General features: G+C 37.7%; 16 protein-coding genes. 13 read left to right on the top strand and 3 right to left on the bottom strand.

All coding sequences use genetic code 11. The features are described from left to right. Positions 1 to 19: 19 nt before the first annotated feature. Both FTV88_RS08790 and FTV88_RS08785 read right to left on the bottom strand, forming a co-directional pair. A complete protein-coding gene (locus FTV88_RS08790) occupies positions 20 to 484 on the bottom strand; it encodes a RidA family protein (protein WP_153725289.1) in 465 nt (154 codons plus the stop codon). A gap of 268 nt (positions 485 to 752) precedes the next feature. Then, positions 753 to 1,181 carry a Na-translocating system protein MpsC family protein gene (locus FTV88_RS08785; protein ID WP_153725288.1) on the bottom strand — a complete coding sequence of 143 codons (429 nt, stop codon included), beginning with the start codon at positions 1,179 to 1,181 and terminating at the stop codon, positions 753 to 755. A 450-nt stretch (positions 1,182 to 1,631) separates the two neighbouring features. Here FTV88_RS08785 and FTV88_RS08780 point away from each other — a divergent pair, with 450 nt between their 5' ends. The 13 genes from FTV88_RS08780 (at position 1,632) to FTV88_RS08715 (ending at position 17,720) form a co-directional block, all read left to right on the top strand. Further along, a complete protein-coding gene (locus tag FTV88_RS08780) occupies positions 1,632 to 2,795 on the top strand; it encodes a hypothetical protein (protein WP_153725287.1) in 1,164 nt (387 codons plus the stop codon). A 66-nt stretch (positions 2,796 to 2,861) separates the two neighbouring features. Continuing rightward, positions 2,862 to 3,884, top strand: a complete 1,023-nt coding sequence (locus tag FTV88_RS08775) for a helix-turn-helix transcriptional regulator (RefSeq protein ID WP_153725286.1) — start codon at positions 2,862 to 2,864, stop codon at positions 3,882 to 3,884. Between the two features lie 21 nt (positions 3,885 to 3,905). Further along, positions 3,906 to 4,676: a hypothetical protein gene (locus FTV88_RS15880; RefSeq protein WP_243137069.1), complete on the top strand. Its 771-nt coding sequence runs from the start codon at positions 3,906 to 3,908 to the stop codon at positions 4,674 to 4,676. Between the two features lie 3 nt (positions 4,677 to 4,679). Next, complete coding sequence (locus FTV88_RS08765) at positions 4,680 to 5,732, top strand: hypothetical protein (RefSeq protein ID WP_243137068.1); 1,053 nt, start codon at positions 4,680 to 4,682, stop codon at positions 5,730 to 5,732. Between the two features lie 433 nt (positions 5,733 to 6,165). Then, a complete protein-coding gene (locus FTV88_RS08760; protein WP_153725285.1) occupies positions 6,166 to 7,761 on the top strand; it encodes an AAA family ATPase in 1,596 nt (531 codons plus the stop codon). 118 nt (positions 7,762 to 7,879) lie between these two features. Next, positions 7,880 to 8,089 (top strand): hypothetical protein, encoded by a 210-nt coding sequence (locus FTV88_RS08755; RefSeq protein ID WP_153725284.1) that lies wholly within the window; start codon positions 7,880 to 7,882, stop codon positions 8,087 to 8,089. Between the two features lie 292 nt (positions 8,090 to 8,381). Next, positions 8,382 to 9,842 carry a hypothetical protein gene (locus FTV88_RS08750; RefSeq protein ID WP_153725283.1) on the top strand — a complete coding sequence of 487 codons (1,461 nt, stop codon included), beginning with the start codon at positions 8,382 to 8,384 and terminating at the stop codon, positions 9,840 to 9,842. Between the two features lie 172 nt (positions 9,843 to 10,014). Then, complete coding sequence (locus tag FTV88_RS08745; RefSeq protein ID WP_162007967.1) at positions 10,015 to 11,091, top strand: RecB family exonuclease; 1,077 nt, start codon at positions 10,015 to 10,017, stop codon at positions 11,089 to 11,091. Then, positions 11,088 to 14,366 carry a UvrD-helicase domain-containing protein gene (locus tag FTV88_RS08740; protein ID WP_153725281.1) on the top strand — a complete coding sequence of 1,093 codons (3,279 nt, stop codon included), beginning with the start codon at positions 11,088 to 11,090 and terminating at the stop codon, positions 14,364 to 14,366. The genes FTV88_RS08745 and FTV88_RS08740 overlap by 4 nt, the downstream gene beginning before the upstream one ends. A gap of 531 nt (positions 14,367 to 14,897) precedes the next feature. Next, complete coding sequence (locus FTV88_RS08730) at positions 14,898 to 15,662, top strand: hypothetical protein (protein WP_153725279.1); 765 nt, start codon at positions 14,898 to 14,900, stop codon at positions 15,660 to 15,662. A 370-nt stretch (positions 15,663 to 16,032) separates the two neighbouring features. Beyond that, positions 16,033 to 16,467: a dual specificity protein phosphatase family protein gene (locus FTV88_RS08725; protein WP_153725278.1), complete on the top strand. Its 435-nt coding sequence runs from the start codon at positions 16,033 to 16,035 to the stop codon at positions 16,465 to 16,467. A 22-nt stretch (positions 16,468 to 16,489) separates the two neighbouring features. Next, positions 16,490 to 17,401 carry a M28 family peptidase gene (locus FTV88_RS08720; RefSeq protein WP_153725277.1) on the top strand — a complete coding sequence of 304 codons (912 nt, stop codon included), beginning with the start codon at positions 16,490 to 16,492 and terminating at the stop codon, positions 17,399 to 17,401. Between the two features lie 139 nt (positions 17,402 to 17,540). Further along, positions 17,541 to 17,720, top strand: a complete 180-nt coding sequence (locus tag FTV88_RS08715; RefSeq protein WP_153725276.1) for a hypothetical protein — start codon at positions 17,541 to 17,543, stop codon at positions 17,718 to 17,720. A gap of 156 nt (positions 17,721 to 17,876) precedes the next feature. On the opposite strand, the gene FTV88_RS08710 is transcribed toward FTV88_RS08715, so the two are convergent. Further along, positions 17,877 to 18,500 (bottom strand): stalk domain-containing protein, encoded by a 624-nt coding sequence (locus FTV88_RS08710; protein WP_153725275.1) that lies wholly within the window; start codon positions 18,498 to 18,500, stop codon positions 17,877 to 17,879. Between the last annotated feature and the right edge of the window lie 165 nt (positions 18,501 to 18,665).

The following is an 18,665-nucleotide window of genomic DNA, read 5'->3' as shown; positions in this document are numbered from 1 at the left end:
TATCTTGCTAGATCCTTAGTTAGTCTGCTTTAATTTTCACGATCATCTCAACTTCGCACGTTGCATTCAGTGGTAACTCGTTGACACCAACAGCCGATCGAGCATGGAATCCTTTTTCGCCAAATACTTCTCCCAATAGTTCCGAAGCGCCATTGATTACTTTCGGCTGCATATTATAGTCAGCACTGCTGGCAACAAATCCAGTGAGCTTGACAATTTGCTCAATGTTATCAAGCGTGCCAATCAGAGACTTGATTACGCTTAAACAATTTAAAGCACATAACTTGGCAGCTTGATAGGCCTCTTCTTCAGTAATGTCAGATCCTACTTTGCCTTTGTACTTCAACTCGCCGTTCAAGAGTGGAATCTGTCCAGATGTATATACATAGTCACCAATTTTTACAGCTGGAATATAGGCAGCAACAGGCTTAGGGGCCTCCGGCAATTCTAATCCTAAAGTTTTTAATTTTGCTTCATAGTTCATTTGTTGAGTTCTCCTTTTTTTTATAAATATATTTACTTGGGTGATGAATGAATAGTAAAAAAAACCACAAGAACAAGATGTGAAATGTAATAACCATTACATCACATAAAGCTGTTCCAGCCTGATTGTCCAATAACCGTCAATACCACCTCCTTTCCCTGTAGTTTGCAAGATAAAAAAAGTAAAAACCGCCAGCACAATAATAAGTATTGAAAAAAACAATACTTATCTTGTTCCAGCGGCTTTATTGGGCTCTATAATAGCTCCCTCAACCTCTGAGGTTTTGAGTTAATTTCCCTTTTTTTATAATAATTGTGACCGATATTTCTGTATCAGGATCATAGTCTTTGAAGATTGTTACAAAATCAATCCCTAATTGTTCAACCAAGGCTTTTTTGAGCCTTTCTTTATATTCTTCTAATAAGGCCTGATCAATCAGTCGAGTCGTTATTCTATCTTTTTGATCTAAAGCTTGTAGTGCAGGCACTCTTTTGTTGCGAGTAATTAGAAGGATAGCATCATCAATAACTTCTACTTTCTGCCACAGCAATCCAGTTTGAAAGATTTCCATGTTCGTTTTATTATTGATGGTCTGAATTTGTTGCTTGAAATGGCCTAGTTGATTCATAGAGCCCCCTACGAAATGATCTCGGCTGTATATGTTTCTTTGACTTTGTACAAGTTCGACTTTGTTCAAGGTATTCCTGCTAAGAAATTAATTTTTATTGAAAAATTTATGAGAAAGTGAAACGCTGTCATACTGTGACATGTTTCCTATGTCTATTTGTTATATAATGGTTCCGTAAGCAATATCTTTGATGGTATAATGCGGAAAAGAGTGCGTTGGACTTGTAAAGCTAACACGAAAATAGCTACCCTGTGGTGGGGTCAGGCGTTATGATTTCCTTCCGAACGGACTCATCCCACGCCATGAGCGGCAGCAAGCTGCCGATGGCTGAGGTCTGAAGTCCTCTCTCCAGGAAGTCATAACGCCTGACCCAGGTACATCTTGCTGGTTGTGACTGAGTTTCGGTCATGTAGCACGGGGACGTTTCGCTTGTCACCCATTTTTCATCTCTGGTTGTGTCCAACAGAGCATGGCTGGTTAACTAAAAAAGTAAGTTACTTTTAATAAGGAGGGGGTTTTTTGGCTTATTTCTCCTGGTTGATTCCTGGAAAATCTATTAGCAAAGTAGAACGCAATGGGTCTGTCTATAGCTTGCTTATCTATCATTCCAAAAAGCGAGAGAGCTCTCCCGACCGAATTCTGCTATTAGAAGACCGCTCTACCGTCGCTGTTACTACTATGTCAGATCCTACTTACATCTCTATTGTTGAGAAAGCAAAACACAGTGAACATCCCTTTATTTTTTGGGGCAACTATCTGCTTGATCATTATAGTTACCATTGTTCTGTTTGTAAGGAACCAACGGTCCACTATCCGATGGGTGAGAACCATCGTCCACCGCTATGTCCATCATGCAATTTAGATGTTGCCTATGACTATGTTGAGGACTTGGCTGTGAAATACGCAAAAGCCATCGGACCAGAGGGTGGGTTAGAAGGTTTTTTTGATGAAATAGGCTCCCTTGAAGAAGAGCAACTTTTAGAGAGTAGTTCTTCTATAAACCCTCATGTTGGAGGAAGCGATGTATCAAATCAAGAAAATCTTGAGGCAATTAAGCAGCAGGCGTTTCACGGTTTAATCAGCTTATCTGAGTTATATCGCCAAAAGCCTATCACTGAATTGATTGCTGAACTTCAAGATGGCGAAGTCAAAGCTCAGATGAGTCAAATCCTATTCCCAGGCTTTCATCAGATGAGAAGCAACTATGATTCCTACTTTTTACACTGGGGATTTGAAGAAAAAAAGAGACATCTATTTTCATCGCCAAGTAGTATTGCTTCCTGTCCTGATGAAAAATCTGCACGTGATTTTTTATTCAAAAAAAGAAAAAATCCTATCATCTGTAAAGAAGAAAGCAAAGGAAAAATCTTATCCCTTCGGACTTTTGGATTTCTTATGTTGAAAGACGGAAGCTCTTTTCCCGTCATTATTGTGATGACGGGAGATAACTTAACAAATCTCAAAGAGATAAACTTTTGTAAAAATCAAGATACTTTATTGGCTTTGCCCTTGGCCGAGTGGTTACCCCTATTGATGAAGAAGCCAGAACAAATCTTTCCGATGCAATGCAGAAGTTTAGTAGATATCTCAGGCCTTGGCCATCGTTACGAATGGCCTTCTATAAAGCCAGAGCATCTTGCCCAAGGAAAAGCTTTTGCATTGACAATACCGAACATTACATAATTCTCTCCCTATTGTACAAAGCCATACTGTGTAAAAAGTCTTCCGTACTTTTTGAGGGAGGTCAAGATGGATCAAGCAAAACAAAAAAGAGGCCGGCTTAAGGATTCACCAAGTAAGCGGATGGCGAGAATGATGTTTCAACTGTTTCATAGCTTTCCGGAAGGCGGCATGACATTTGAAGATTTTTTTGATGAGAACTGTCAAGTCGATTCAAGACAAGTTCAACGTATGATTAAAGAACTTAAAGAAATATCAGAAGAAGCAGGTGTAACTTTCCATTCACCCGGTCCGGGACGTCAATCTAAGAGTAATCCTCGCCGATTTCTTTTAGAGCCACCTTTTCTTGCTCACATGAATGAACAACGCTTATTCTGGCTTTCTTTAATGCTTGAAAGAATGGAAAAAAGACCGATGGCCAAAAGTCAAGAACGAAATGAAAATGGCTGGATGCTTTATCATCTTTTGCAAATTCAAAAGTTTAATGAGTACACGGAAAAAATGAAAAAACGAATTCTATACTTTGAGCCTCAACAAAAAAATAGCAGTGATATTTCCTCAAAATTAGATCTCTGCACAAAAGCACTGGGACAAGAGCTCATCATGAGAATTCGCTATAACAATAGAATAAGACGAATTCATCCCCTGGGACTTTTTAATCGAGACGAACGATGGTATCTTGTTGCTTATTGTCTGAACAAAAAAGAAGAGCGGATTTTTCGACTCGATCGTATGAAAGATTTAGAAGTATCCAACGAGCCTTTTGTCTATCCTGAAAATTTTTCACTGGTTCAGCATTTGGAAAATACTTGGTCAGCCATGATAAACCGCTCTGGAAAAACAATAACTGTTCGAATCCATGCAGAAGGTACGGCTGCTGAAGATCTTCGTAATATTCAGTACCATCATTCGCAACAACTGGAAGATAACATCGATGGTTCCGTTACTGCAACTTTTAACGTAGATACCTGGGAAGGTATGATCAGTTGGGTTCTGCGCTGGGGAGCTCTCATTGAAGTGTTGGAACCGCTGTCTTTTCGAGAGCGATTGAGAGAAATTGCTGAGGCTATGGCGGGTAAGTATAGGGAGTAGTTAGTAAAGAGGAGGAATTTTGTGGACAGTCAATTGAATTCAATAATTGAAAAAAGTTGGTATTTATATGTAAAATATAGGGGTAAGGATAACGCTTTTATAGTGAAACCAAGTATCCCAATTTTATGGTTTGGAAATTATTCGAAATATAAAAATAGTCATAAAAAAGTAGTTACTTTAGCTATTAATCCATCTAATGACGAGTTTAAACTAAATAAAGATGATCCATATAGTTTTATTCGCTTTAAGAGAGGTGCCGAGATATACTTTAAAAATAGTCTAAGTAATGAAGATAAATTAATATATGTTGAGACATTAAATAAATATTTTGAAGATGAACCATATAATAGTTGGTTTCGCAGATTAGAAACACCTTTAAATTATATTAATTCAACGTATGGTGGTAAAACAGGTGATTATAGGTACTCAAATTATGCATTACATATAGATTTATGTCCGTTAGCAACACAAGAAAAATGGGGAAAGATTAATAATAGTATTAAGGATAGCTTAATAGAAGATTTTCAACCATTGTTAAACGATCTTATAGAATATTTAAATCCTAGTATTATTATGGCCTCAATTAGTTCTAGCAGTTTAAAGTCACTATTTAATATAAGATCGAAAGAAGATGCTGTCGTATCTTTTGAAAATCAAAGTAACGGCTTTGTTAGAAAGTATAAATATAATGATATTTATATTTATAATGGTAGAAATATGAGAGGAACACCTTTTGGTGCTATGACAAATGAATTTATTCAAGATTCCTTAAGAAAGATGGAGGTGTATTGAGTCTTGCCTAGAATTGTATTGTTTGGTCATAGTGGTGGTGAACATTTAAAAAATTTTATTCCAATGAAGGAAAAAAGCAATAATGATTATCATACTTTTAATTTATCCCAAGCAATAAATAATAGATATATGCCTTGGAATGATGGTGAGCATTATAGAAAATTTATGAAGGCCTATGGAAAATATATTTCTTCGTTAAACAAACCACCTTTATTAGGAGATATCACTTTTTGGGGTGAATGGGAACCTGCTACTACTTTCGAGACTATTAATTATACTAATGATAGTATAAAAGATAATATCATTAGTATTATACGGAATTCTAAGCGCCCAAAATATTTACATCATGTATATAAGATAAAAAAAGAATCAGGTGTTTATCTTCAAAATACAGATCCATATGTTTTTGGAGATAATTTTTTCTATACTAATTGCAAACAACGCGGAGAAATGATTCGACTTCAAAAAGGTGATATTATTTTGTTTGGTACCCCTGGTAAAGTTTTTAACAAAGAAACAGTTTACATGGAACTAGATACTGTTTTTGTTGTTGGAGATAATACTATACACATCAACAAAAGTGATTATCCTCAATTTAATAAATTTAGTGATGAAAAATATCAAATATTTAAAAATGTAGTTTTAGAAAAAATTTTTGAAAGATTAAATAAAAAAAATGGACAATATTTTATAACAGATACTGAAAAAAAATTTATTATTTACAAAGGAGCTACTTATGATAACCCCGTGAATGAAATGTTTAGCTTTGTTCCTTGTCAAGCATTTAATACTGACACGGAAAAATGTTCTTTTGGTAAAATTATTTTAACTGAGAATATTTTTGGACACTTTTTAAAAATTAATCTGAAACCAATTAATACTCCTAATTTTAATTATAATGGAATAACTATCTTAGAAGCTTTCAAAAATCATATAGATTCAAAGGAAGATGATATTACATTAACAAAAAAGTTTTGGCAATTAATTGTTTCAACAGTATTTGAGCAAGGTTGTTATCTTGGAGTTTGGATAAAAGAACCTGCATTAATAAAGTAAAAATCCCATTGCGCTATTTAATTAAATTTAAATAGGACGCAATGGGATTTTTACTTTGTATAATATGATTCACTAAGTTTTAAGTTTATAAATACACAAAGCCACAATGCAGAACCAACAAATGTAAAACGGCAGGATCAACTATCTTTTTGCAATTCTTTTATATTTTTTAAAATATCTTGACTAACAAAAAAGCCGTCTCTACTTCTACTTTTTTACTAGCATAAGAACGGCTTTGTTAGTGTTATCATAACATATCCATGAATAATTCGGAAGTTCAGATTCTAATAATTTGTTATCTACTTAATATTTTCCTCTAAACACGATTTTAAAACATGTCACCACGTGACATGTTTTCTTTTTCTGTCTGTCTTATACTGATTACAGAAAATCTTCTTTGATAATTGAATAAAATTTTTTGGAGGTGTTTTAATTGAAAGCACTACGCAAAGAGTCAACACAATTCAAGGAAGTAATTCTCCCCTTGACGGACTATGAAATGACCATTATAGAAAGTACCTTAAACAGGCTAGCCTTGCATCATCAACTTCATTGCTCCTTTGAACCGGCACGAAGCGAATTAATGATGCAGAAAAAAATCCTGATACCTCATACATTAAAAGGAAAAATGACAAAAGGGAATCAAGTTATCTTTCATTTTATCATCGGCGCTGGTACGGAACGGTCTCTCACACATAAAAGTCGACTTCTCCTCTCCTACCCTGACCGACATGAAGAAGAAGTTAAAAAGATGATTCTAGAAATTTATCATGTTATGAAAGCAGAAATGCCCCATGAATTTATTTCAATGGAGCATTTGTTAGACTACCTTGGTGAAGCAACACGATTAAGAGTTATGTATTTGTCAGACAATCTGCTCATTACAGTTGGCGAAGCGATTGATAGCTTGTTCGAATCATTTTCCTATCGTGGAAAAGCCGAATTTCATCACGATCGCTTTGAACGTCCCGAACGTCATCGTGTGGAAGTCACAGAAGATGTTCATCGTTATATTGCCATGAACAGCTATAAAATTTATGAAAAAAACGGTCTCGTCTTTGCTGTGGGCATTACCAAACAAAACAATGGACGTCACGTCGAGCATAGTATATCTGTTTTTGCACGAACTCAAGACATTGAGTCCATCCAGAACCTTTTTGATTATCGCTTTGAAAAAATGCTTTTTGAAGGTGGCGATATCAAAGGCGGAAAATTTACAGGCGATCAAAAAATCATTCGCTTGGCCGAGAAAGTTACTCTAGATGACATTGTCTTAGAATCCACAACGAGGCAGCAAATTGAGAAAGAGATTTTTCATTTTTTTAATATGGAAGAAATCTATCGCCGTGCTGGCTTGCCCTTTAAACGTGGTGTTGTTCTACACGGTCCACCTGGCACAGGCAAAACCATGTTAAGTAAAATATTGGTTAGCACCATGAAAGAAACGGTCATCTGGGTTAAGGCTGGTGATGTGACTAACACCAAAGATATTGACCGCATCTTCCGGTTGGCTCGCTTAGGAAGACCTTGCATTATCATTCTTGAAGATGTTGATTTGTATGCTGTAGATAGAGAAACCTTTCACGGCAATGGATATACCTTAGCTACATTGATGAGTCATTTGGACGGCTTGGAAGAAAATGATGGTGTACTCGTTATTCTAACAACAAACCGCCTTGAAAGAGTAGAGAAAGCCATTGTCGAACGTCCGGGTCGGATTGATGCTCGAATCTATATGGGTGAATTATGCGTCAACAACATTGCCCAACTGCTTCATCGCAAACTCGGTAGTTTTGAACGACATTTTCCTTCTTTTGAAAGCGTATTACCAGAGAATCTTACTTTAACAGGTGCAATGGCCATAGAATTGTCAACGATGATCTTAAAAAATGCTATCAATCATCAAGTTGAAATCACGAAGAATATGACAACAAATTCACAAATCATCATCGAAAAAGAGCATGTTGATGCCGCATTAATGGAGCTTGAAAGTCGGTTAAGTCGAAAAAGAGTTGGCTTTCGTGAATAGACACGTCTTAAGGTGACACGTTTTCTCTGGAGTAATCTGTTAAAATAATGATGGTTCCTTTTTTAGTTAGAAGATTTCATGAAAAATCATTTCTTAAAGAAGAGAGGGGTAAGCGCATATGGTTACTTGGGGAAAAAACCAACAAGTTTGTGCTTCTTGTCGTTATTGGTCAGGCCAAAGAGAAATCGACTTTTCGGCCAGTCATTTTACTGTTGAAGCAGACGAACAAGGACGATGCAATGGGCCTAGGAACAGTTTTCGTGGAAATATGATGGCTGGAGGAAGTAGTTGTTCCGCTTGGGAAGTTTTCCGCTCTGATGAATGGTAATACAAGATTCGTAAATGAGCACAAGTCTATGTAGACTTGTGCTCATTTTGATCTTTTGCACTATTATAACAAAGCGTAAATAATATTTACCATGGTCCAACACTTCCCCAATGTGAATGTTTCATCAGTCATCGAGTTCTCAGATTTAGCCATAATAATCCATCCATTAGAAGGATTAAATATTTTTTCATAGAAGTTATTTGTCATCAATGATTTACAATAAAACAACAACCACAACACCTTAGTAATTGTACGTATAGCAGTCATATCATCAAAAAAGGAGGGCACGCGATTGCATATAATCCTTGGTCATTGGCTAGATTCTGTCGCTTACCCTGATGCACTGGGTTATAGAGACGCATCAGTAGGTACATTCGTAACAGGTTTTAAAGGCTTCATTGGGGTATTAGAAACGCAGTTAGGTCTAACTTCACCGAAAGTATCAGAAAATCTACGAATTGCAGAATGGCAGGCGTTGATACGCCAGCACGATACAGGCAATATGCCCTTTTCTAAGTCTTTTGAAACAGATTCATGGAATACAGCAAAAGAATTGTTACGCCGTCGTGATGAGTTGGTCTTGGCAGGTTGGGATCCCACGATCCATGTAGGTGGAGGTATATGGATTGATACTCTAGCTCAGTTAGAACGTGCCAATAAGGATGGCAAAAAGGGTTTTCCAGATAGAGTCCGCGCATTGCTAGCTACATTACAAAAAGAAGACCACTTGCCGATTGATAGGATTACAATTGTAGATAAAGACGAAACTTTATGGGATCCTTGGTCTATCAGTTTGATAAATGAGGTAAAACGCCTTGGTGTAAAAGTCCTAAAAGAAGATGTTCTTAAGGAAAAAGAAGAAGAAAAGCCACTTTCAGACTTATCCCTTCTTCAAAAAATTTTAGCGGGCGAAGCCCCTACTGGAGAGGCTCGTGGCGATGGTAGCTTACTTCTAATACGGTCCGAACAGGAATGGGATGGAGCAGACTTTTTAACAAGCTGGTTGCAAGAAAAAGGCTCAGAAAAAACTATTCTAATCAAAGGGAATGGTTCTTTATTCCTTGACGAATATCTACATCGTCGCGGTCTTCCAGCTCCTGGTGTCGATGGATTGTCCAAATGGCGATCAGTTCTTCAAGTCTTACCCCTTACCATTGATACCTATTGGAAGCCCCTACGAATTGAAAGAGTGATGGAATTATTAACGATTCCATCTTCACCAGTCCCTGGGCGCATTCGATATAAATTAGCGAGAGTCTTAGCAGATACACCTGGTATTGGCGGTCCGCAATGGGTGCAAGCCCTTGAGGACGGTACAAAGGAATATGAAGAGCTATGGCTTTCGCAGGAACTTGAGCCATCTGAGATCCAAAAGCGCCGTAAAAGTTTAGACGAGAAGCTTACTTTATGGATAAATCATGATTATTACGACGTGCACGAAGGAATTCCACTTGAAAAATTAATCCAGATATGTCAGAAAGTCAGTCAATGGGCCATGAACCAGAGCCTTTTCACCAATGAATCTATCTATCACCATGTCATGGAGTATGCAAAAGAAGTCATAGAAGGCGTTAAAACACTCGGCGAAAACTCTGTTTCTCGTTTACAAGTGACAAGAATATTGGACTCTGTTATGGGAGAAGGGTCTAGGTTATCAGATTACGTTTCAAGAAGCTTCTTCATGGCAAATGGTTCATCATCCAGGCCAAATCTGGGGCAAAGCAGATACCATTCTCTGGTGGGGCTTTCATAAAAACATGTCCGGACCCCCTATTAGGACTTGGACATCGAAAGAGCGCTCGTGGCTTCACCAGCAAGGCCTTTTCCTTATCGATGAGCATGTAGTGCGCCAGAGAGAAGCTGCTTCTTGGCACCGTGCTGCAAAATTTGCCAACAGAAGATTAATTCTCTTTGTGCCTGCCAAAGTGAAAGGAAAAGAAATTCCAATACACCCTTTTTGGGATGAAATTCGTCACGCCATGGCAAAGGATCATTCTTTGGAAAGCAAATTTACAATCACGGCATCAGAATTACGTAAAAATCAAAATTTTACTCTTGGTGAAATATCTTTTTCAAGAGAAGTATTAACGGGTCGTAATATCCCCGCTCCGATTCGAAATTGGGAAATTTCAGCAAATTCAGTATTACCTCAGGAAGTAGAATCAGCTACGAGTTTTGAACGTTTAGTATCTTGTCCATTGAGTTGGACCCTTCGTTATGTAGCAAAAGTAAGAGCAGGAAATGCACTTTCTATACCACATGAGTCTCTTATTCTCGGAAAAATCGGTCATAAAATTTTAGAAATATTGATTACGGAAAAATCGACTTGGAAAGAAGATGAAGTAAGCAAACGCACAGGAGAACTCTTTGATGAATGGTCTCCCTTGTTAGCAGCACCCTTATTAGAGTTACACAATGGTATAAAAAGAAACGATATGCGTTTTCACTTGCAAAATTCAATGGCACAGTTTTTTGCCCTTTTACGTAACGCAGGTATTCGAATTCATAATACGGAAATCAGTCTACAAAAAAAGTGGTCTGAAACAGTCCAATTTAAAGGCACTCTCGATCTTATTGGAGAAACGGCAACAGGTAAGAAAATACTGATTGACGCAAAATGGTCAGGAAAACCAAAAAAGTACAAAGAACGTTTGTCCAAGCTCTCTGTCCAATTGTCTCTCTATCATTGGCTTTTATCTGATAAAGAGACAGAAGAACTACCTGTAGCTTATTTTATGTTACGGGGTGGTGAATTTTTCTCTCGACCTCATGAGGATATCCCCTCCGACTACCATGTTGATGGCCCTTCATTGCTTGATTCCATTATGACAATACGTAAATCAGTAAATGACGTTTGGTCCCAACTTTCACAAGGAACTGTAATTGCTTCAGGAATAGCAACAACTGCGGAACATGACAACACCTTTACACCCCTTATAGAACCATCCTGTGATTATTGCGACTATCAAAATCTTTGTGGCTCAAGGAGGTTGGACCAATGAGTGAAAAGCTGAAAATATTAAGTGCTGGAGCAGGCGCAGGAAAAACTTCTCGGTTGTCTGACGAGATATTACAAGCGATTCAAAGTGGTATCCCTCCAGAAAATATTGTGGCAACTACTTTTACAACCAAGGCAGCCGATGAGTTGATTGAAAGGGTTCGCCTTAAGCTTCTAGAATCAGGAGACAACAAGTCAGCTACAAGGATTTTAGATGGTTACGTTGGAACGATGAACAGCGTATTTGGACGACTGTTGCGCGAGTTTGCACTAGAGATGGGCTTATCACCGGTGCAAAAGGTATTGGCAGAAACAGAGTCTTCTACATTATTTAACAACATTGCTGCTGAAGTAATCGATAGATACTACCATGATTACAAGCAGGTATTCTTTCGACTTGGTCAAGACGATTGGCGTCAAAAAATATTACGAATCATTGAACTGGCCCGTCAAAATGGATTAGATCCAAGAGATGTAAAAAAATGCGCCGATTACTCCTGGAGCATTATGACTCCTTGGCTGCCAAGTGCATCAGAAAGTCCTGAGCAAATGGATGAAAGATTACGTTCGGCTTTGAGAATGGTCAGACCCAAGCTTCCTGAAGGAGATACAACTAAGGCTACTGAAGAGGTCATTGATACAATTGATAAAACGCTGAGAGAATGGAGTCGCTATGAATCCTTATCTTGGTATAATTGGGCTAAATTAAGCAAATTAAGTCCTGGGGCAAGAAGTCGAGATGCTATATCACCGATTGTTGCAGCAGCTTCCCTTCATGATCGTCATCCGAGATTGCATCAAGATATGAAAGAATGTATCTTTGCTTTATTTCATTGCGCAGCAGAAGCAATGGAGATATATTCCAACGAAAAAAGCAAACGTGGATGGATTGACTTTACTGATCAAGAATCATTGGCTCTTACTTTACTGAAAAACAAAGATAATCTAGAAGTATTACAAGATAGAATTTCTGAAGTCTTTGTCGATGAATTCCAAGACTCTAGTCCGCTACAAATTGCTCTGAATATGCAACTTCTTGAAATTGCAAAGAAAGCCACTTGGGTTGGAGATGTTAAACAAGCCGTATATGGTTTTCGAGGGACTGACCCAGAACTGATGAAAAAAGCTATGGACAGTATTGAAGATGTGAATATAGAAGTACTAGATGCTTCCTATCGTTCGAGGGAATCTCTTGTCCAGTTTGTAAATGCCCTCTTTGTTCCTGTTTTTAAAGCGAAAGGGATATCAGAAGATAAAATCAAATTAGATCCAAAGCGTGTTGACAATGAGAAGCAAAGAGTTTCCATAGAAACATGGTCTTACCAATACCCAGGCAAAACTAGAGGCAGTAAAGAAAAAGATGCGGCTTTCTTAGCTATAGGCGTGCAAAATGTCCTACATCAAAAAGAAAAATACTTAATTGAAGATAAAAAAACTCGCCAACTTCGTTCACTGCAACCAGGCGATATAGCCATTCTCTGTAGATCGAATGAGGACTGTTCGATAGTAGCTGAAGCTCTTTCCAAAATAGGTATTTCAGCGACCGTCGGAGAAAGTGGCTTGTTGTCTACGCCAGAAGTTGTGTATGCAATTGCATCTATGCGCTATTTGGTTGACAAAAATGACACCCTGGCTCTCACTGAAATCATACATTTTTCATCAGATCATTGGAGAGAAGGAGCCTGGTTATCCAATTGGATTCCAAGAGAAAAACAAGTAGCTATTACAGGTAATGAGCCTATTGTCCAAGAATTGTATATAGCTCGAGAAAAAATTGCACAAATGAGCCCATCAGAAGTTTTAGACTTAGCTATCGTAATTGCAAAAGTTGATGAAGTTTCATTGCGATGGGGTCAAAGTGATCAACGCTTAGCAAACTTGGATGCACTCCGTTCTTTAGCTTTACAATATGAAGAAGTTTCAGAAACCAATGGTACAGCTGCAACAACGATTGGCTTTCTTATGTATCTTCAAAATGTAAAAACGAACAAAGATTTAAACCGCATGGGAGAATCAACTGATCACAAAGCAATTCGTGTCTTAACTTATCATAAAGCGAAAGGATTGGAATGGTCTTTTGTTATTTTGAATTCATTAGAGAGATCGTCACAAAGGCAAGGTCCGCCACCGGTATTTAATCAAGTAACAGCAGTTAGTAGAATGCCTTATAAGATAGATGCTCCTCTTAATGGTCGATGTCTTTATTATTGGCCTTGGCCGTACAGTAAACAATCTACAAACGTTGCACTAGACGGGCATGTAGAAAAGGCACCTGAACTACTAAGAAAAAAACAGTTGCTTCTCGATGAAAACCAACGAATACTCTATGTTGGTATGACGCGGGCACGAGATTACCTTGTATTGGCAACCCGTGATTTCTCCAAAGCTTATTGGCTTAAAGAATTAACCGCCAAGGACGGACAAGAAGTAATTGAAAAAATCGCTATTGTCCATGAAGATGAGGATCCATCTGCTCTAGAAGGTGCTGATGGGATAATTCAAGTGAATGACAAATCCTTTCCTTGTAAAGTACGACTTTTATCTATTGTACCATCAGAAGAAGCTGTAGCATCCACGGTAGAGACAGAAGTATTTTATGTAGGAAAAAGAGAAGAAAGTAGAGTATTATTACCTGCACGTTTTAATCCCAGTGAACAAAAATTTGATCCAAATCTGAATGATAGCGAGAGCGGCCCCCAAGCACAAAAAAATATCGACATAAACTTATCTAAAATACATAGCATGGATAATCGCCTCCCACTATCAGGTAAACCAGACATGGCAGTTCTCGGTGAAATGGTTCATGCATTTTTAGCTGCAGATAATCCCGCAAAATCGAAGACCGAGAGACAGGCAATGGCTCAAGCACTTCTACAAAGATATGAAATCTATGGGCTGTCAGAAGATTCATTAATACAAGCTACCGACCAGCTAGAACATTTCCTGTCGCAGCATTACCCAGAAATTCTCGAAAGACATCGTGAATACCCTGTTCATTTGCGCCAAGGTTTGCAAAAGGCAACAGGATGGGTTGATTTGTTACTTCGTACACCCAAGGGATGGGTGATTATAGATCATAAAACCTTTCCAGGCAAAGAATCAAAATGGTTATCCCACGGTATACAGCATCTACCACAACTTCGGATTTACGCCGAGGCTCTTTATAAAGCAACAGGTTGTTCCGTCTATGAAGCATGGATTCATATGCCTATCGTTGGAGCGATGATATGCTTTACGGAGGAAGAATTGAAGCAAGAAGGCAACATGAAAAAATATTAATAAGCTGTCATATGGAAAATAGCTCGCTCAGCAACATTGGCCTTATGGCTTATGGCGAAGAAATAGGTTATGAAAAAGCCTATGAAAAACTGAAAAGCATACGTTCCATTGTTTGCCCAGATCGTAGATTTCGATCAATTATTCAATCTATAATAGCTTCTAATCAAAACAGATGATATAGACAATGCATGTCAGGCGCACTAAAAAAAGACTGACCTCTCACAAGTCAGTCTTAAAAATGTGCTATCTGCGATTATCCACTCTCAGTTGATTGCTTAACATGCGAACATATGACAGTTGTCTTATAACCACAGTAAAGGCTTCCTTAATCATAATAGAATTCGTCTATAGTAATTTTTTGCCACCTGCGCTTGCCCCCCCCAATTAACCTAGGTACCTACTTCACGGGTACGCAGGCTGATGCTTCCAAATTTCTTCCTTTTTGATTGATCCTTTATTTCTGTTGATAAATTCGGACTAGGTGTTTAAAAAATTGTATTAAAGTGAAGGAAAGGGGCTGTTTTAGAGGTCATGATTAATGAATTACAAAGAAAGTTAGATGAGAATGTAAGACTTGAATTTAAAAATAAGATGGAAGAATTTCTTTTCGAATATATAAATGTACAAAGTAAACAGGACGAACTTCGTGATATTTTACGAAAAAAAGCAGAATTTTACAGGAAGTTTCCTCGTGAATCTTTATGTTCTATGACTGTTGAGCAATATGCTTATTTTGAAAGGAATTCGTTTATTTATTGGGTAGTATTTGAATTGGAAAAACTAGGTAGCACAAGAAGTCTTTTTATTGATGCAAGAAACTTTACAGTCGTATACAATAGAAACCAGCAAAAATATATATATAATCAACGTTTTGCTTCTTTAGATGATGCTTGGAATAAATTAAGGAATGACATCATTGAACTAATTGACGTCTGCGATGGTAACACATTAAGAGCACTTAGTTCAAATAATTTACTTTCAAATAAGTATTTACTTAAAGGTAAAATAGCTTATCTCTACCATCCAAAGAAGTTTCTACCTATTTATAATAGAGCTCATTTGTTATATTTTTTATATGAACTTGGTATTATTAGTTCACGAAACGAAAGTGACTCTCCTTTTTCTTTACCTGGCACTGGTAGTTTAAGACTTAATCTTCTATTGAAAAATATTATATATGAAATAGGAAGAGATGGTTGGAATGATCCAAAGGTATCAGATCTTTGGAATAGTAACTATAACTTTTTAATTGGTATATTTCTTTATAAAATAATGTCTCCACCTCGTATGCGCTAAGTAAACATTTAATGAAAATACTTCACTTCTTTAGTTGTTCTGTATATAAGAGTGGTCCCATATGGTTCTTAGCATAAAGGTCATTCTTAATTTAAACTATGCTATGAGAGCTGATTACAACTCAAAATTAACTTCTTTCAGTAGATATCTTTCTTTTTCATAAGACTGACTTCTTTAAACCCTCCACATACTTATTTCAAAACATGTCACCCCGTGACATGTTTTCTTTTTCTGTCTGTAATATAATGGTTATGCAAGATGTTCTTTGAAAATTGAATAAAGTCAAGTATTAAAAATGCCATGTTACCTTGAATAACTACAACCTTTGTTCTATAAATTTCTAATGAAACGAATAGGAGGATGATTGTATATGGCCACGAAAATTTTCCCCTGGTTATATTTAGGTGGCGAAGAAGAAGTAGAAAGCATAATTGATAGAGTCGATATTTGGATCGATTTTCGAGATGAAGACATTGATAATCTATTTATTAAAATTCCAGAAAATGTAGTCGTAATTAGAATGCCTTTTTTAGATGGTGATGAAAAAGCTGCTAAAAAAATATACCCCATTGCCAAATTAATTATCGATACTGCAAGAAGACAAAACAAGAAAATATTGATTAGCTGCCATATGGGAATATCTCGTTCTGCAACATTGGCCTTATGGCTCATGGCTGAAGAAATGGGTTATGAAAAAGCCTATAGAAGACTGAAAAGCATTCGATCCATTGTTTGCCCAGATCGTAGATTCCAATCAATTATTCAGTGGATAAAAGGTTCTAATCAAAACAAAAACCATATGTAAATGAAATTTAGGAGGTGCGGTGATGGAGTCACTTTGTTTCAACTTAAAAAAGCATGTAGAAAAGTTGGCCGCTGAGATCGGGCCAAGAAATTACAGCTATTACAACGGATTAGAGCAGGCTGCTGATTATATTCATGAAGAACTTGCTTCAATGGGATATGAGGTTCAGATTCAGGAATTTGAAATCTCTCGTAAGGATGCTCCCATAGGAAGTCCGCTGTCTTATCGCAACATTATTGCCATAAAACCAGGGATAGCCACACCCGATGAGGTTGTCATTGTGGGAGCTCATTATGATTCCTGTGGAGATAGCCCCGGTGCAGATGATAATGCCAGCGGTATCGCTGGTATGCTCGAATTGGCACGACTGTTGAAAAATGTTCCTTTACAGAAAACTGTTAAATTTATTGCTTTTACCAATGAAGAGCCCCCCTTTTTTAAGTCTCCTTATATGGGCAGTTTTGTTTACGCTCAAAAGGCTCGCCAACGGAATGAAAAGATTAAACTAGCCATTATCTTTGAAATGATTGGCTATTATACGGATCAACCGCCTAACTGGAGTCACTTCGGTGATTTGGATGGTATCTTAAGCACGATAGCCCCAAGTGATAGCAACTTCATTGCTGCAATCGGAAATTCCAATGAAATTGCTTATTTAGAGCGCATGGATGCTGCATTTAATCAGAAATCAACTGTACCGATGATTACCAATCGTCAAATCATCCCTCATGGCCCATTGATGGATATGGATTTATCCGATCACTGGTCATTTTGGGAAGAAGGTTATCGGGCTGTGATGATTACCGATACAGCCTTTTACCGCAACCCGCATTATCATACTTTAAGAGATACCCTTGAAACCTTAGATTATGAAAAAATGGCTCAAGTTGTATCGGGCTTTTCTGCGGTAATGCAAGAAATCGATAAGACATAGACAACCCATGCCTGGCGAGCATAAAAAAGACTGACCTCCCACAGGTCAGTCTTGAAGAAATTAGAATATCAGTCATTAACACAAGAATATTTATTAACGTCTATAGTTTTCAACAAAGTAAAAGGAAAGGAGATAAACGATGCCTGAAATAACATGTGCTATCTGCGAATGCCCACTCTCCGTCGATTGTCTAACATGCGAACATATGACAGTACACAAAGGTTATGTAGGCTGTAAAATTTCGGATGATCCCGATGCCGAAAGTCCTGAAGTTTGTCCACTGGAATTTGTAGATACTTGTGAAGACTGTGAAGACTAAGGTTATCACCATTACCGAGCCAAGGGGACGTTTTGCTTGCCATCTTATGCACCATGGCTCAAGCAAGCACAAAAAGGCGATTGTTTTACGCTAAAACAATCGCCTTGATCTTTATGAAAGAGAGTATGCCACGCGAAAGGTTCCCCCGCCACCCTCCTAATTGCGAATTAGCAAAGCCTTTTGAGGAATGTAGTATTCCGAAAAATCACCTGTCTGGAAGACATCATTGATTTCCCAATATAACGAGCCATCGTTATTAAAGGTTAAGGTAGCCGTTCCAGATACATCACCATAACCACTGTCCCAAAGAACAACCACTTGATTGGAAGAGACAAAATCTCCATAAATGGATACATCATAGCCAATATCGAGTCGGTTACCAAAATAAGCGTAGGCTGCATGATTTCCGAGTATGGTGTCCTCAAATCTGGAGATATCTAGTGCCAATCCCCAGCCTTGCTCCTCGTTCTCATAAGACCAAATACCGGTAAATTGATTGGAAGATGCCGTTTCATTCGGTTGTTGATAAGCACCGGTATTGACGATGACAGCATTTCTAGATGAATCCCAGGTTACAGTGGCTCCAAGCGCTTCTGCTAGAGGTCTTGCTGGAACGTAAGTACGCTCATTAATAAGCATCGGCTTGTAGTCAAATTGGTCCGTTATGTCTGTTCCATTCACAATAAGCCTTATTTGTGGTGCTGCCATTGTAACTGTAGCAAATAACATAGAGCCGATCAGAATGCCTAGAATGAGATAGAAGATTCTTGATTTGAGCACCCTTATTCCTCCCTTTTATTAATGAATCGTGGTAAGACAACCACATTATAGCACACAAGATAGATCTCTCAATCTCTATTCGATACTAAACTTTTTTATAGGCATTCTCTTTTTTCTATTTTCGACGAATCTCTGCGGCTCCCATGACTCATTTCTTAAGCATCC

Origin of the sequence: Heliorestis convoluta (genome assembly GCF_009649955.1) — a bacterium.
Classification (GTDB): domain Bacteria; phylum Bacillota; class Desulfitobacteriia; order Heliobacteriales; family Heliobacteriaceae; genus Heliorestis; species Heliorestis convoluta.
The sequence above is the reverse complement of the archived record's forward strand: the minus strand, read 5'-3'. Positions and strand labels throughout refer to the sequence as shown.